The 12,913-nt window shown below is 63.8% G+C and carries 14 protein-coding genes; 7 read left to right on the top strand and 7 right to left on the bottom strand.

From position 1 onward, the window contains the following. Window positions 1-15: 15 nt before the first annotated feature. Window positions 16-897 carry a LysR substrate-binding domain-containing protein gene (locus PVZ78_RS03880; protein ID WP_009050514.1) on the top strand — a complete coding sequence of 294 codons (882 nt, stop codon included), beginning with the start codon at window positions 16-18 and terminating at the stop codon, window positions 895-897. A 160-nt stretch (window positions 898-1,057) separates the two neighbouring features. On the opposite strand, the gene PVZ78_RS03875 is transcribed toward PVZ78_RS03880, so the two are convergent. Both PVZ78_RS03875 and PVZ78_RS03870 read right to left on the bottom strand, forming a co-directional pair. Continuing rightward, on the bottom strand, window positions 1,058-1,672 hold the full coding sequence (locus PVZ78_RS03875; protein WP_273828250.1) for an NAD(P)-dependent oxidoreductase: 615 nt from the start codon (window positions 1,670-1,672) through the stop codon (window positions 1,058-1,060). A gap of 76 nt (window positions 1,673-1,748) precedes the next feature. Continuing rightward, window positions 1,749-2,633 carry an MBL fold metallo-hydrolase gene (locus tag PVZ78_RS03870; RefSeq protein WP_038634732.1) on the bottom strand — a complete coding sequence of 295 codons (885 nt, stop codon included), beginning with the start codon at window positions 2,631-2,633 and terminating at the stop codon, window positions 1,749-1,751. A 130-nt stretch (window positions 2,634-2,763) separates the two neighbouring features. Here PVZ78_RS03870 and PVZ78_RS03865 point away from each other — a divergent pair, with 130 nt between their 5' ends. Both PVZ78_RS03865 and PVZ78_RS03860 read left to right on the top strand, forming a co-directional pair. Next, complete coding sequence (locus PVZ78_RS03865) at window positions 2,764-3,669, top strand: LysR family transcriptional regulator (protein ID WP_051423565.1); 906 nt, start codon at window positions 2,764-2,766, stop codon at window positions 3,667-3,669. 138 nt (window positions 3,670-3,807) lie between these two features. Next, complete coding sequence (locus tag PVZ78_RS03860; protein WP_009050518.1) at window positions 3,808-3,984, top strand: hypothetical protein; 177 nt, start codon at window positions 3,808-3,810, stop codon at window positions 3,982-3,984. A gap of 15 nt (window positions 3,985-3,999) precedes the next feature. Here PVZ78_RS03860 and PVZ78_RS03855 read toward each other — a convergent pair whose 3' ends face one another. Further along, complete coding sequence (locus PVZ78_RS03855; protein ID WP_009050519.1) at window positions 4,000-4,890, bottom strand: helix-turn-helix domain-containing protein; 891 nt, start codon at window positions 4,888-4,890, stop codon at window positions 4,000-4,002. A gap of 186 nt (window positions 4,891-5,076) precedes the next feature. On the opposite strand from PVZ78_RS03855, the gene pobA reads away from it, so the two are divergent. Together pobA and PVZ78_RS03845 are read left to right on the top strand one after the other, a co-directional pair. Then, the gene (pobA, locus tag PVZ78_RS03850) at window positions 5,077-6,261 is read left to right on the top strand and encodes a 4-hydroxybenzoate 3-monooxygenase (protein WP_188056702.1); all 1,185 of its coding nucleotides are present in this window, start codon (window positions 5,077-5,079) and stop codon (window positions 6,259-6,261) included. A gap of 77 nt (window positions 6,262-6,338) precedes the next feature. Further along, window positions 6,339-7,856: an MDR family MFS transporter gene (locus PVZ78_RS03845; protein WP_009050521.1), complete on the top strand. Its 1,518-nt coding sequence runs from the start codon at window positions 6,339-6,341 to the stop codon at window positions 7,854-7,856. A gap of 51 nt (window positions 7,857-7,907) precedes the next feature. Here the strand turns inward: PVZ78_RS03845 and PVZ78_RS03840 are convergent, their stop codons facing one another. The 4 genes from PVZ78_RS03840 to PVZ78_RS03825 form a co-directional block, all read right to left on the bottom strand. Then, window positions 7,908-8,744: a cache domain-containing protein gene (locus PVZ78_RS03840; RefSeq protein WP_038634743.1), complete on the bottom strand. Its 837-nt coding sequence runs from the start codon at window positions 8,742-8,744 to the stop codon at window positions 7,908-7,910. A gap of 133 nt (window positions 8,745-8,877) precedes the next feature. After that, complete coding sequence (locus PVZ78_RS03835; protein ID WP_273828249.1) at window positions 8,878-9,711, bottom strand: ATPase; 834 nt, start codon at window positions 9,709-9,711, stop codon at window positions 8,878-8,880. A 107-nt stretch (window positions 9,712-9,818) separates the two neighbouring features. Then, a complete protein-coding gene (locus PVZ78_RS03830; protein ID WP_009045338.1) occupies window positions 9,819-10,811 on the bottom strand; it encodes an NAD-dependent epimerase/dehydratase family protein in 993 nt (330 codons plus the stop codon). A gap of 84 nt (window positions 10,812-10,895) precedes the next feature. Further along, window positions 10,896-11,789 (bottom strand): LysR family transcriptional regulator ArgP, encoded by an 894-nt coding sequence (locus PVZ78_RS03825; RefSeq protein ID WP_009045339.1) that lies wholly within the window; start codon window positions 11,787-11,789, stop codon window positions 10,896-10,898. Between the two features lie 96 nt (window positions 11,790-11,885). Between PVZ78_RS03825 and PVZ78_RS03820 the strand changes: the two genes are divergently transcribed. After that, a complete protein-coding gene (locus PVZ78_RS03820; protein ID WP_009050524.1) occupies window positions 11,886-12,287 on the top strand; it encodes an ACT domain-containing protein in 402 nt (133 codons plus the stop codon). Window positions 12,288-12,292: 5 nt separating this feature from the next. After that, window positions 12,293-12,895 carry a LysE/ArgO family amino acid transporter gene (locus tag PVZ78_RS03815; protein ID WP_016703358.1) on the top strand — a complete coding sequence of 201 codons (603 nt, stop codon included), beginning with the start codon at window positions 12,293-12,295 and terminating at the stop codon, window positions 12,893-12,895. Window positions 12,896-12,913: the final 18 nt, after the last annotated feature.

Genomic DNA, 12,913 nt, shown 5'->3' with positions numbered 1-12,913 from the left:
ATGCCTTGGCCCTTTATGAAACGCCTCCCGCCCCTGCCCGCGCTGCACACCTTTCTGATCACCGCGCGCTGCTGCAACTTCACCCACGCGGCCGAGCAGCTGCATATCACCCAGGGTGCGGTGAGCCGGCAGATCGCCGGCCTGGAGAGTCACCTGGGTTATGCCTTGTTCCAGCGCCAGGCCCGCGGCCTGAGCCTGACGAGCGAAGGACGGGAATGGCTGCCACGGGTGGAGCAGGTGTTCGGCCTGATCAGCGAGGGCGTGGAACAGGTCGGGGGAAACCGCGACACCCTGCAACTCAAGGCGTCCACCTGCGTGATGCGCTGGTTGTTGCCGCGCCTGATGCAGTGGCAGAAGGAGCGGCCGGACGTGCCTGTGCGGCTGACCACCACAGTGCAGCACGGGGTCGACTTCAGCCGCGAACAGTTCGATGCCGCGGTGATTTACGGCGCCCCGCCTCCCTCCACCCTCGGCGCCTATCACCTGTTCGACGAACAGCTGACGCCGGTGTGTTCACCGGCATTGCTCGAAGGGGCGATAGCGCTGAAGACCCCGGCCGACCTGCAGCAACACATGCTGCTGCATCCGACCCTGGATACCCATGACTGGAATACCTGGCTGAAAGCCTCGGGAACGGTGCTGAACAACATCGGCAAGGGGCAGCATTTCGAAACCCTGGACCTGGCGATGTCGGTGGCCTCCCAGGGGACGGGAGTGGCCATTGGCGACTGGGCATTGATCGGCGAAGACCTGAGCGCCGGGCGGCTGGTCATGCCATTTGCATTGAAGGTGCGCACTGGCCTGGGCTACTACCTGGTCCACCCCGATCGCTCAGCGCCATCGCCGCAGTTACGGGCGTTGCTGGACTGGCTGGTGGAACAGGCCCGGGCCAGATAGCCCCGTAGCCGATGTAGCCGATGTAGCCGCTGGCGCAGCCTGCGATCGAGCGCGCAGCGGTCGTAATCCGGTCAACACCTTGTACCTGCAAAAACGCGGTGTCTGGTTTTACGACTGCTGCGCAGCCGATCGCAGCCTTCGGCAGCGACTACAGGATGTCTCAGTAACCGACCGTGAAACGCTGGCGGGGGTGCTTCGCTGTTTCCACCTCATCGATCATGGCGATGGCGTAGTCGGCGAAGGTGATCCAGCTCTTGCCTTCGGCGCTCACCAGCAGATGGTCCTGGCCGAGGCGGAACTGCCCGCGGCGCTCGCCTTCGACGAACTCCGCCGACGGCGACAGGAAGGTCCAGTCCAGCTCTTTCTCCTGGCGCAGGGTATCGAGGAACACACTGCCGGCACTGGCTTCAGCCTTGTACTCATCCGGAAAACCGGCGGCGTCGATTACCCGGCTACCGTCGGGCAACAGCAACGAACCGGCACCGCCCACCACCAGCAGGCGTTTGACGCCGGCCTTTTTCACCGGCTCGATCACGGCCTTGGGCGGGATAGTGGAAAAGTGCGCCGCGCTGATCACCGCATCGTGACCGGCGACCGCGGCCTGCAACGCCGCGCCGTCCAGTACGTCGACCGCCTTGCTCACCACACCGGCGCGATTGCCGATTTTCGCCGGGTCACGGGCTATCGCGGTGACGCTGTGACCACGACGCAGGGCCTCTTCCAGCAGTTGGCTACCCGCACGACCGGTAGCACCAATGATTGCAATCTTGCTCATGACAGTTCTCCAGTTTCGATAAGCGACACAGGGCCTTACAGGGAATGCCCCCGCGCCAGGCGCGGGGACGGTCGAATCACCACTTCATTTCGCCCTTGGCGACCTTGGCGCTCAGCTCCAGGGAGCTGTCTTCGCCCAGGTCCGGGTAACGCTTTTTCATCGCCGCGATCAGTTCGGCGGAATCCTTGGCCTTGGCGGTTTCTTCATCGAAGGCCTTGATGTAGTCGGCGGTGAAATGCACGGGAACCAGGGAGCGGGCGCTTTCACCGAGGTAATGGCCCGGCACCACGGTCTGGGGCTTCAGCGCGGCGATGGTATCCAGGGTGGTCAGCCAGTCCTTGTGGGATTGCGCGGTCTGGGTGTCGGCCATCCACACATGGATGTTTTCCGCCACCACCACGCCACCGACGACCGCCTTGATCGACGGGATCCAGACGAAGGTGCGGTCCGGTTGCTTGCCGTCCAGGCCGATGATGTCCAGCTTCTGCCCTTCCAGGGTCAGGCTGTGGCCCTTGAGCACGCCCGGCACAATGGTCTTGGCCGGCACGTCGGCGCCCATTTTCGGCCCCCAGAACGCGAGCTTGCCGTCGACGGTGGCCTTGATGTGCTCGACGGTCGGCTGCGACGCCACGACCTTGGCCTTGGGGAAGGCCTGGGTGATGGTGTCGAGGCCGAAGTAGTAGTCCGGGTCACCGTGGCTGATGTAGATGGTGGTCAGTTGCTTGCCGCTGGCGCGAATCTTTTCCACCAGTTGCTCGGCCTGGGATTTGCCGAACTGCGCGTCCACCAGAATCGCTTCCTTCTTGCCGCTGACCAGCACCGAGGTCACCGGGAAGATCGCCGCAGTCCCCGGGTTGTACACATCCAGCTTCAGGGCCGGCTCGACGGCGGCGGCATGGGCGGCGAAACCCAGGGTGGCGGTCGCCAGCAGCAGGCGCTTGAGTGAGGTGAATCCGATCATGTGCAGCTCCGATGGTCTGTCGGCCGTAAGTGGCCATGGGTAGGTGGCGATGGAGATGAAGCTTAGTTGCCGCACTCGTTACAAAAAATGCGATGCTTGGACATAGTTTGTTTCTGAAAGCGGGCAAATCATGGATCGTCTTCAAGCAATGCGCGTCTTCGTCACCGTAGTCGATCTTGGCAGCCAGTCGGCCGCCGCCGACCACCTGGACCTCTCGCGGCCGGTGGTTTCGCGCTATCTGGCGGAGCTGGAGGACTGGGTCGGCGCCCGGCTGATGCACCGCACCACCCGCAAGCTGAGCCTGACCGCGGCGGGCACCGAGATCCTGCCGCGCTGCCAGCAGATGCTCGAGTTGTCGATGGACATGCAGGCCGCCGTCAGCGAACCGGACGATGTGCCCCGCGGCTTGCTGCGCATCAGCGCCAGCACCTCGTTCGGCCAGGCCCAGCTGGCGGATGCCATGGCCGCCTACGTCAAGCGCTACCCCGGCGTCAGCATCGACCTGCAGATGCTCGACCGCGCGGTGAACCTGGTGGACGAACGCATCGACCTGGCGATCCGCGCCAGCAACGACCTGGATCCGAACCTGATCGCCCGGCGGCTGACGGTATGCCGCTCGGTGATCTGCGCCTCCCCGGCCTATCTGCGCGAGCACCCGACGCCACAGCGGGTCGAGGAGCTCAGCCAGCACAACTGCCTGACCCACTCCTATTTCGGCAAGAGCCTGTGGCATTTCGAACAGGGCGGCGAACAGGTTTCGGTACCGGTGCAGGGCAATATCAGCGCCAACGACGCCAGCACCCTGTTGCGCGCGACCATGGCCGGGGCCGGCGTGGCCATGCTGCCCACCTACCAGGCCTGGGTGTATATCCACAGCGGCGAACTGGTGCGCCTGCTGCCCCAGGCAGAGCCCCGGCAAATGCCCATGTACGCGGTCTATGCCTCGCGCAAACATATGCCGGTGGCCCTGCGCAGCATGCTGGATTTCCTGGTGCTGCGTTTCCCCGAGGAGCCGGAGTGGGACAAGGGCCTGTAAAACCCGATAAGACCGCTGAATACCCCGTCAACACGCTGCCCGCAACCTGGCCCGCGGCCATGGCTGATCCCTATGGCTGATCTATGCTGATAACAGTACCCCCACACGCGCAGGGGTATTCGTTCAGAGGTGTTTGCCATGAACATCAAAACAAGAAGATACCTGGCCATTTTCGTCACCTGCACCGTGACCCTGGCGCTGTATGGAACAGCGGCCTATCGCGTCGAGCAGGCCCGGCAGCAGCCCCGTGTCTATGCCAGTTGCAACGTCGACCAGTGCATCCCGCACACCGCGACCCTCAACTCCCTGAAATGATGCAGACGCGCGGCGTCACTGTTCGTGATCGCTCTTCAAGCGGTCGCGGAAAGCCTTGGGCGAGATCCCGACGCGGCGGCGGAACAGCCGGGTGAAGTTGGTGGGATCGGAAAACCCCAGGGTGTCGGAAATCTCATAGATGGTCATGCTGGTGTAGGTCAGCAGGCGCTTGGCCTCCAGCAGCTGGCGCTCGTGCATGATCTGCAGGGCCGGCTGGCCCGCCAGTTCACGACAGGTGCCATTGAGGTGGGAAACGGAAATCCCCAGCTTGTGCGCCAGGTCCTCGACCTTCACATGTTCGCGATAGTGGTTTTCCACCAGCTGGATATAGCCATTGAAATACTCCCGTGCCCGCTGCGGCCGCTGGCTGGCACTGCGGCGCCGGATCGCCTGGCGGCTGACCCACACCATGATCACGCTGACCAGCGAATGCATGAGCATTTCCCGCGCTGGCTCACGCCCTTGGTACTCATTCTGCAACGCGGCAAACAGGCTGTTCAGGTAGTCGCCGTCGGCGCCCGCCGGGTAGCTCTCGGCCACGGCCAGGGCATTCACCGAGTGCCCCAACTGGGCTTGCAGATGGGCCATCAAGGGCGCCGCCAGGGTCACCACATAACCGTCGATGTCTTCGGAAAAACGAAAGCCGTGCACCGACAGGGCCGGCAGGATCTGTAGCGCCGACTCCCCCAGCAACGTGCGCTGGCCTTCGATCTCAAGCTCGGCCTGCCCGCGATGCACGAACAGCAACTGACAGAGATCGGCATGCCGATGCGGTTTGATTTCCCAATGGTGCTCGCGGCTGCGCTTGGAAATGGTTTCGCAGTGCAGCAGGTCCGGTGTCGGCCAATCCAGGCTTTCCCCATAGAGTTTGAACACCGGAATTGAAGGCAAGGCAGGCTTATTCATAACTGCAATCCAGGCCTCTGGGTGACGGGCGATAATCGCACCGATTGGTGAAATGAACAGGTATCGGCTCAGTTTTCACCTTCAACTGACAGCATCACAAGTGAAAAATGCAGGCACTCGAAACATAAAAATCACTCAGCGAACCTGTTCGCGTGAAGCTTGCGAGTCATAAAAACAATGAAAACCCTGAAAACTCAAGTCGCCATCATTGGCGCCGGCCCCTCCGGATTGCTGCTCGGCCAGCTGCTGCACAAGGCCGGCATCGATACCCTGATCCTCGAACGACAAACCCCGGATTACGTACTCGGGCGCATCCGCGCCGGGGTACTGGAACAAGGCATGGTCGACCTGCTGCGCCAGGCCGGGGTCAGCCAGCGCATGGACGCCGAAGGCCTGGTGCACGGCGGCTTCGAGCTGGCCCTCGACGGTCGCCGGGTGGCCATCGACCTGCACGCCCTCACTGGCGGCAAGAGCGTCACGATCTACGGCCAGACCGAAGTCACCCGCGACCTGATGCAAGCCCGCCAGGCCGTCGGCGCCCGGACCCTGTACCAGGCCGATAACGTGCGCCCCCACGACATGCAGAGCGACCAGCCCTACCTGACCTTCGATTACCAGGGCGAGCCCCATCGCCTGGACTGCGACTACATCGCCGGTTGCGACGGTTTCCACGGGGTCGCCCGACAGTCGATCCCGGCCGACAAGCTCAAGGTTTTCGAGCGCGTCTATCCGTTCGGCTGGCTCGGCATTCTCGCCGATACCCCGCCGGTCCACGACGAACTGGTCTACGCCCGCCACGAACGCGGTTTCGCCCTGTGCAGCATGCGGTCGACCACCCGCACCCGTTACTACCTGCAAGTACCGGCGGAGGAAAATGTCGCCGACTGGTCCGATCAACGCTTCTGGGACGAGCTCAAGAAGCGCCTGCCCGAGGAGCTGGCCGAGCGCCTGGTGACCGGGCCGTCGATCGAGAAAAGCATCGCGCCACTGCGCAGCTTCGTGGTCGAGCCGATGCAATACGGACGGATGTTCCTGGTCGGCGACGCCGCGCACATCGTGCCGCCCACCGGGGCCAAGGGCCTGAACCTGGCCGCCAGCGATGTCAGCACACTGTTCAACATTCTGCTCAAGGTCTACCGCGAGCAGCGCACCGACCTGCTGAAAAAGTATTCGCAAATCTGCCTGCGGCGGATCTGGAAGGCCGAGCGTTTCTCCTGGTGGATGACCGCGATGCTGCACCGTTTCCCCGACTCCGACGACTTCAGCCAGCGCATCGCCGAGTCGGAGCTGGCGTACTTCGTCGACTCCGAGGCCGGTCGCAAAACCATTGCGGAAAATTACGTCGGCCTTCCTTATGAGGCTATCGAGTAGGGGCCTATCGAGTACACTGGCGAGCATTCCCGCTCGCCTTGCCCCTTGCGGGTCAATCACTGCCCGCAGGTTCTTTCGTGACCCATCCCAACCCGCCTGGCCAACCCCAATTGGCTCTTCGCAGCGTACTGATCGCCCTGATGCTGGCGATCTTCCTCGGCGCCCTGGACCAGACCATAGTCGCGGTCTCCATGCCCGCCATCTCCGCGCAGTTCAAGGACGTCAGCCTGCTGGCCTGGGTGATTTCCGGCTACATGGTGGCCATGACCGTGGCGGTGCCGATCTACGGCAAGCTCGGCGACCTCTACGGGCGGCGCAAGCTGATGCTGTTCGGCATGGGCCTGTTCACCCTGGCATCGCTGTTCTGCGGCATGGCGCAGAACATGGAACAGCTGGTGCTGGCGCGGATCTTCCAGGGCATCGGCGCCGGCGGGATGATTTCGGTCAGCCAGGCGATCATCGGCGACATAGTCCCGCCCCGCGAACGCGGGCGTTACCAGGGTTACTTCAGCAGCATGTACGCGGCGGCCAGCGTCGCCGGCCCGGTGCTCGGCGGCTACATGACCGAATACCTGTCCTGGCGCTGGGTGTTCCTGATCAACCTGCCCCTGGGCCTGGGCGCCTGGCTGGTGGCCAGGCGCAACCTGCGAGGACTGCCTATCCCGCAGCGCAAACCGATCATCGACTACCTCGGCACGCTGTTGATGATCATCGGCCTGACCGCCCTGCTGCTGGCGATCACCCATTTCGGCCAGGGTCACGCCTGGCGCAGCCAAGAGGTGCTGGGCCTGCTGGCCTGTGCCGTCGTCGCCCTGGCCCTGTTCGCCTGGCATGAACGGCGCACGGAAGAACCGCTGCTGCCCATGCACCTGTTTGCCAACCGCAACGCCATGCTGTGCTGGTGCACGGTGTTCTTCACCAGCTTCCAGGCCATCTCGCTGACGGTGCTGATGCCGTTGCGCTTTCAGAGCGTCACCGGCGCCGGTGCCGACAGCGCTGCGCTGCACCTGTTGCCGCTGGCCATCGGCCTGCCGATAGGCGCCTACTTCGCCGGGCGCATGACCTCGGTGACCGGTCGCTACAAACCGATGATCCTCAGTGGCGCCCTGTTGATGCCGCTGACCGTTCTCGGCATGGCCTTCAGCCCACCCCAGGCGGTGCTGCTGAGCAGCGTGTTCATGTTGTTCAGCGGGATTGCCTCCGGCATGCAATTCCCGACCTCGCTGGTGGGCAGCCAGAACTCGGTGGAGCAACGGGACATCGGGGTCGCCACCAGCACCACCAACCTGTTCCGCTCCCTGGGCGGCGCGATGGGCGTGGCCTTGATGTCGGCGCTGCTGCTGGCGCTGTTGCAGGATTCCAGCTTCGCCCAGCTGAGCGGTTCGGCGCTGATCGGCGAAGGCCACTCGGGCAATGTGCTGCTCGATGGCCTGAATGCCGCGCCGGGTCCGGAACAGGGAGCCTTGCGGGCTGAGTTGCTGCTGACCTTCAAACACTTGCTGATGGTCAGCGCGGCGGTGTCGTTGCTGGGGCTGGCGGCGGCGCTCGCCATGCCCAACGCGCTGCTGCGCGGGCGTGAAGACAAGGTCAAATAGCGGTATCGCCAGCCGGCTCTATCTACACGCGAGCCGGCCGGCGACCGGCCCTCACGGGCTGTAATACCCCACCGCCACCAGGAAGTGCCCGACCTTGCGCAGGTAGGCGTGCTTGTCTTCCACCTTGGCTGTCACCGGGTTCTTCCAACGGTACTCATACTCGCCCTGATCCTGGGCGGCCATCAGCGCCAGGATAGGCTCGCCCACCGGTTTGCCATCCGGGTCCTTGACCTTGTTGAAGTCGGTATTGATCAGCCGCAAATTGGTGCCGTGGGCCACGTAGCGCTGGCTGTCCAGGTCGACCACGAACACATACAGGTCGTCCTGCAGGAAACCGCCCTTGAGCGAGTTGATCGCCGTCAGCGTGCCCTTCTCGTCCTTGACCAGCTCGCTCGCCGCCTTGTCCAGCAAGGCCCTGGCCTGCTCGGCGGAAGCCCGTGGCAGGTAATAGCCGACCGCCAGGATTCGCTCGCCGACCCGCTGGAAATACACATGCTTGCGCTCGACCTTGCCGTCGGCCCAGTTTTGCCAGCGGTATTCGGCTTGCTGGATGCCATTGCCCTCGGGAATCTTCAGCGCGTCCTTGAAGGCCTTTTGCAGATCCGGCCCGAGCACTTCGGAAACATCGCGGCCGATCAGCGCCGACGACGGCCCGCCACTGGCCAGCATCACCCCCTTGGTGTCGACCACAAACACATAACGGTCCTTGTCGACGAACTCGCCCTGCCGGCTGAACGCGGCGAAGGCCTTGTCACCCTGGTCGTGGTAATAGGCCAGGGCCTTTTCCAGCAGGGCCTTGGCCGCCGTGGCATCGTCCGCCGCCTGGACCTGGCTGGTGCAGAACACCAGCAGCCACCCCAGCACCGTGGCTCTCAGCAATCCCCTCATTGCGCGTCCCTCGTTCTTGTTGGTGTTTCAAGAGCGTAGACGGCTGCGGGATATGGTCGAGTATTCAGCGAAGCAGGGAGGCGCGAGGCAAGACCACGACCTTCCCACGCCAGGCGCGGGAAGGTGGTCAAGGTCAGGGGCGGGTATTGAGCTGCTGCTGCAGATTCTGGATCTGGCTCTGCAGGGTATTGATGTTGCGGGTGACCTGGCCGCGGAAGGCGTCGAACTCGGCGGTGTTGGTGCCACCCTGGGCAGCGGCGGGACGATTGTCCTGCTGGCTCTTGAGCACGATGATGTCCTGCTCCAGGCGTTCGATGGCGGCGCTCGGGTTGCCCTGTCTTTTCAAGGCGGCGATCTCGCCGTTCAGGCTCTTGAACTGGGCATCGACCTTGCTGGTGTCGGCAGGCGCGCTCTTCAGGGCCGCCAGTTCGCTGCTCAAGGTTTTCACCTGCGCCTGCAACTGGCTGTTGGCCGTCTGTTGCTCAGTGGCCTGCGCGGTCATCTGCGCCAGGCGCTTGTCCAGGTCCGTGGCCTGCCCGGCCACGCCTTGCTGCTTGCCCTGGTCCTGCAGGCGGCTTTCCAGCTGCTTGATCTGCAGCTTCAAGGCTTCGCTGTCACTGTTGACGCTGGACTGGCTGGCAACCACCTTGCCGGAAATATCCTGCAGGCGTCCCGCCGCTTCTTCGCTGATGCGGGCGAAACTCTCCTGGGTGGCGACCAGTTGCTGCTCCATCAGCGAGATCTGCTGGAAGCTCCACCAGGCCAGGCCGATAAAGGCGAAGAACAAGGCACCGACCAGCGCCCAGAGCGGCCCGGCACTCGGCGCCTTGACCTTGGTTACCGGCACGCTGCGCGAATGCACCGAAGTACGCGCGCGGCCCGCGGCGGTGGTCGGGAAATCATCGTCGAGGGTATCGGCACGCAGGCTTGGAACATCGTCGAAGTCGTCGTTGGCATCGTTACGCATGGGGCAACCTTTCTAAAACCGCGGTGATAGCTGAATGCGGCGAGTATAAACCGCTAACCCGCCGCCCTGATCGACCCTGAACCTCGAACTCGGTTCAGTGTTTATTTTCAGCGTATGTCCTGGGCCTTCCACCAGCCGCAGAATTCATCCAGGGCGGTCCACAGGCTGACCTTCGGTTCGTAATCCAGATAATGGCGGGCGCGGCTGATATCCAGGGTGAAGTTCTTGTTCATGACCTGCATGCCCAGGCGTGACAGGGTCGGCTCCGGACGGCCCGGCCAGAGCTTGCAGAAACCTTCATTGAGGGCCGCCACGCTGTAGGCCAGGCCAAAGGAGCGGTAGCGCGTGACCTGTGGCACGCCCATCTGGCGCATCACATAGTTCACCACGTCCCACAACGGCACGGGCGCGCCGTTACTGATGTTGTAGGCCTTGCCCAGGGCCGAGCCGCTGGCCAGCAGACTGCTGAGCAGCGCTTCGTTGAGGTTCTGCACACTGGTGAAGTCGACCTTGTTCAGGCCGTTGCCGATGATCGCCAGGCGGCCCTTGCGCTGCATCTTCAACAGCCGCGGGAAAATGCTCATGTCGCCGGCGCCGGTGACAAAACGCGGACGCAGCGCCAGCACCTCCAGGCCGAACTCCTGGGCGCCGAACACCTTCTGCTCCGCCAGGTATTTGGTGGCGGCATAAGGATGCTTGAAGCGCTTGGGCACTTGTTCTTCGGTCAGGCCCAGATGGTCGCGACCGTCGAAATAGATCGACGGCGACGACAGGTGCACCAGGCGCCGGACATGGCGCTTGAGGCAAGCCTCGACCACGTTTTCGGTGACCAGCACGTTGCCCTGATGGAAATCCTGATAACGCCCCCAGAGCCCCACCGCCCCCGCGCAGTGCACCACCGCATCGACATCGCGGCACAGGTCGCGCACCAGATCGGCATCGCTCAAGTCACCCTGGACGAACTCGGCCCCGCGCCGCACCAGATGCTCCACACCTTCGGCCCGACGCCCGTTGACCCGTACATCCAGGCCCTGCTCAAGGGCAAAACGCGCGAAGCGTCCACCAATGAAGCCGCTTGCGCCGGTGACCAGAATTTTCATGACTTGCTCCGATTGCTTTCGTGTTTCATGCCTGTCGCACTATGTATTGCTTAACGCTATTGCCTGATGCCTTGACGCCTGGTGTCACGCCAACGGCACCAGCCATTGCGCCGAAGAACGCGCCAGGTGCTCGGTTAGCAGGCCCAGCAGTTGGCCACCATTGCGCCAATGATGCCAGTACAGCGGCACATCGATCGGCTTATCTGGCAAAAGCTCCACCAACACACCCCGCGCCAACTGGTCGCGCACCTGCAGTTCGGGCACCAGCCCCCAGCCCAGGCCGGCTTCGGTCAGGCGGATGAAGCCCTCGGACGAGGGACACAGATGATGCTCGAACCCGCCATCGACCCCCAGCGCCGCCAGGTAGCGGTGCTGCAGGAAATCGTCCGGGCCGAACACCAGGGCCGGCGTCCGGGCCAGGCGCTCGGCTTGCACACCCTGCGGAAAATGCCGCGCCAGGAACGCCGGGCTGGCCAGGGCGCGGTAGCGCATGGCCCCCAGCAGCACACTGCGGGCACCGGCCACCGGCCGCTCGCTGGCGCAGACACAGGCCGCCACTTCCCCGGCTCGCATGCGCTTGAGGCCGACGGTCTGGTCTTCGACGATCAGGTCCAGAAGCAAGTGCTGCTCGGCACAGAAGTCGCCCACCGCCTCAGCCCACCAGGTGGCCAGGCTGTCGGCGTTGAGGGCGATGCGCAGACGCTCCGGCAAGCCTTCCTCGTCCAGGGCCGGCACCTGGCTCTGCAGGTCGCGTTCGAGCAGGCGTACCTGCTGCACATGGTTGAGCAGGCGCCGGCCGATTTCCGTCGGCGCCGGCGGCGTGACCCGAACCAGCACCGGCTGGCCGATCCGCGCCTCGAGCAGCTTGATGCGCTGGGAAATGGCCGACTGCGACAACCCCAGCACCTGCGCGGCACGCTCGAATCCGGCCTGTTCGATCACCGCGGCCAGGGCGGACAGCAATTTATAGTCGAACATCAGTTTTCCTAATGAGCGATCAGTAATATTGGTTTTTCTTATACAGCCTGCAACCGGAGAATAGCCAGCATGCTTTCTCGTTCAAGGACCTTTTTCATGGCTGGCGAAACCTCCCTCGATACCCTGCTGCGCAGCATGAGCCCGCAGCTCAACCCCGGTGACTACGTGTTCTGCTCCATCGCCGATCGCGCGCTGCTCGAGGGCACCGACGTACTGGGCAGCTTTCGCGAGCAGGAAGGGCTCACGGTGATCCTCGAGCGCCAGCAAGCCGAACGCCTGGGGTTGGGTTTCGACTACGTCGCGGCCTGGATCACCCTGAACGTGCATTCGGCCCTGGAAGCCGTCGGCCTGACCGCCGCGTTCGCCAGCGCCCTGGGCAAGGCCGGGATCAGCTGCAACGTGATCGCCGGCTACTACCACGATCATCTGTTTGTCGGTAAGGCCGATGCCGAGCGCGCCATGCACGTGCTGCGGCAACTGGCGGCGGGCGAGGAGTAAACGACATGTGGCAGAGCTACGTTAACGGGCTGCTGGTAGCGGCCGGGCTGATCATGGCGATCGGCAGCCAGAATGCTTTTGTCCTGGCCCAGAGCCTGCGCCGTGAACACCACCTGCCGGTGGCCGTGCTGTGCGTGACTTGCGATGCGTTGCTGGTGGCGGCCGGGGTATTCGGCCTGGCCACGGTGCTGGCGCAGAGCCCGACGCTGCTGGCGGTTGCCCGCTGGGGCGGCGCCGCATTCCTGATCTGGTACGGCAGCCAGGCGCTGCGTCGCGCCTGCTCCAAACAGAGCCTGCAGCAGGGCGAGAACCAGACCGTCCGCTCGCTGCGCGCGGTACTGCTCAGCGCGTTGGCGGTGACCCTGCTCAACCCCCATGTGTACCTGGACACGGTGCTGCTGATCGGCTCGCTGGGCGCGCAACAGACCGAACCCGGCGCCTATGTGGTCGGCGCGGCCAGCGCTTCGCTGCTGTGGTTTTTCACCCTCGCCCTCGGCGCCGCGTGGCTGGCTCCATGGCTGGCACGGCCGAGCACCTGGCGCATTCTCGACCTGCTGGTGGCAGTGATGATGTTCAGTGTCGCGATTCAACTCCTCAGCGCCGCATGATTTATTCCAAAAGGCTCT

Origin of the sequence: Pseudomonas sp. SBT1-2 (assembly GCF_028640875.1) — a bacterium.
GTDB classification, from domain to species: Bacteria; Pseudomonadota; Gammaproteobacteria; order Pseudomonadales; family Pseudomonadaceae; genus Aquipseudomonas; species Aquipseudomonas chlororaphis_I.
Note: the sequence above shows the minus strand (reverse complement) of the source record. Positions and strands in the feature narration are given on the sequence as shown.

Bases quoted from the DNA above. Each gene is read 5' to 3' on its own strand.
- PVZ78_RS03825 (WP_009045339.1), bottom strand. From the start codon at position 11,789: ATGTTCGACTATAAATTGCTGTCCGCCCTGGCCGCGGTGATCGAACAG.
- PVZ78_RS03880 (WP_009050514.1), top strand. From the start codon at position 16: ATGAAACGCCTCCCGCCCCTGCCCGCGCTGCACACCTTTCTGATCACC.
- PVZ78_RS03875 (WP_273828250.1), bottom strand. From the start codon at position 1,672: ATGAGCAAGATTGCAATCATTGGTGCTACCGGTCGTGCGGGTAGCCAA.
- PVZ78_RS03830 (WP_009045338.1), bottom strand. From the start codon at position 10,811: ATGAAAATTCTGGTCACCGGCGCAAGCGGCTTCATTGGTGGACGCTTC.
- PVZ78_RS03870 (WP_038634732.1), bottom strand. From the start codon at position 2,633: ATGATCGGATTCACCTCACTCAAGCGCCTGCTGCTGGCGACCGCCACC.
- PVZ78_RS03840 (WP_038634743.1), bottom strand. From the start codon at position 8,744: ATGAGGGGATTGCTGAGAGCCACGGTGCTGGGGTGGCTGCTGGTGTTC.
- PVZ78_RS03815 (WP_016703358.1), top strand. From the start codon at position 12,293: ATGTGGCAGAGCTACGTTAACGGGCTGCTGGTAGCGGCCGGGCTGATC.
- PVZ78_RS03860 (WP_009050518.1), top strand. From the start codon at position 3,808: ATGAACATCAAAACAAGAAGATACCTGGCCATTTTCGTCACCTGCACC.
- PVZ78_RS03820 (WP_009050524.1), top strand. From the start codon at position 11,886: ATGGCTGGCGAAACCTCCCTCGATACCCTGCTGCGCAGCATGAGCCCG.
- PVZ78_RS03835 (WP_273828249.1), bottom strand. From the start codon at position 9,711: ATGCGTAACGATGCCAACGACGACTTCGACGATGTTCCAAGCCTGCGT.
- PVZ78_RS03865 (WP_051423565.1), top strand. From the start codon at position 2,764: ATGGATCGTCTTCAAGCAATGCGCGTCTTCGTCACCGTAGTCGATCTT.
- PVZ78_RS03855 (WP_009050519.1), bottom strand. From the start codon at position 4,890: ATGAATAAGCCTGCCTTGCCTTCAATTCCGGTGTTCAAACTCTATGGG.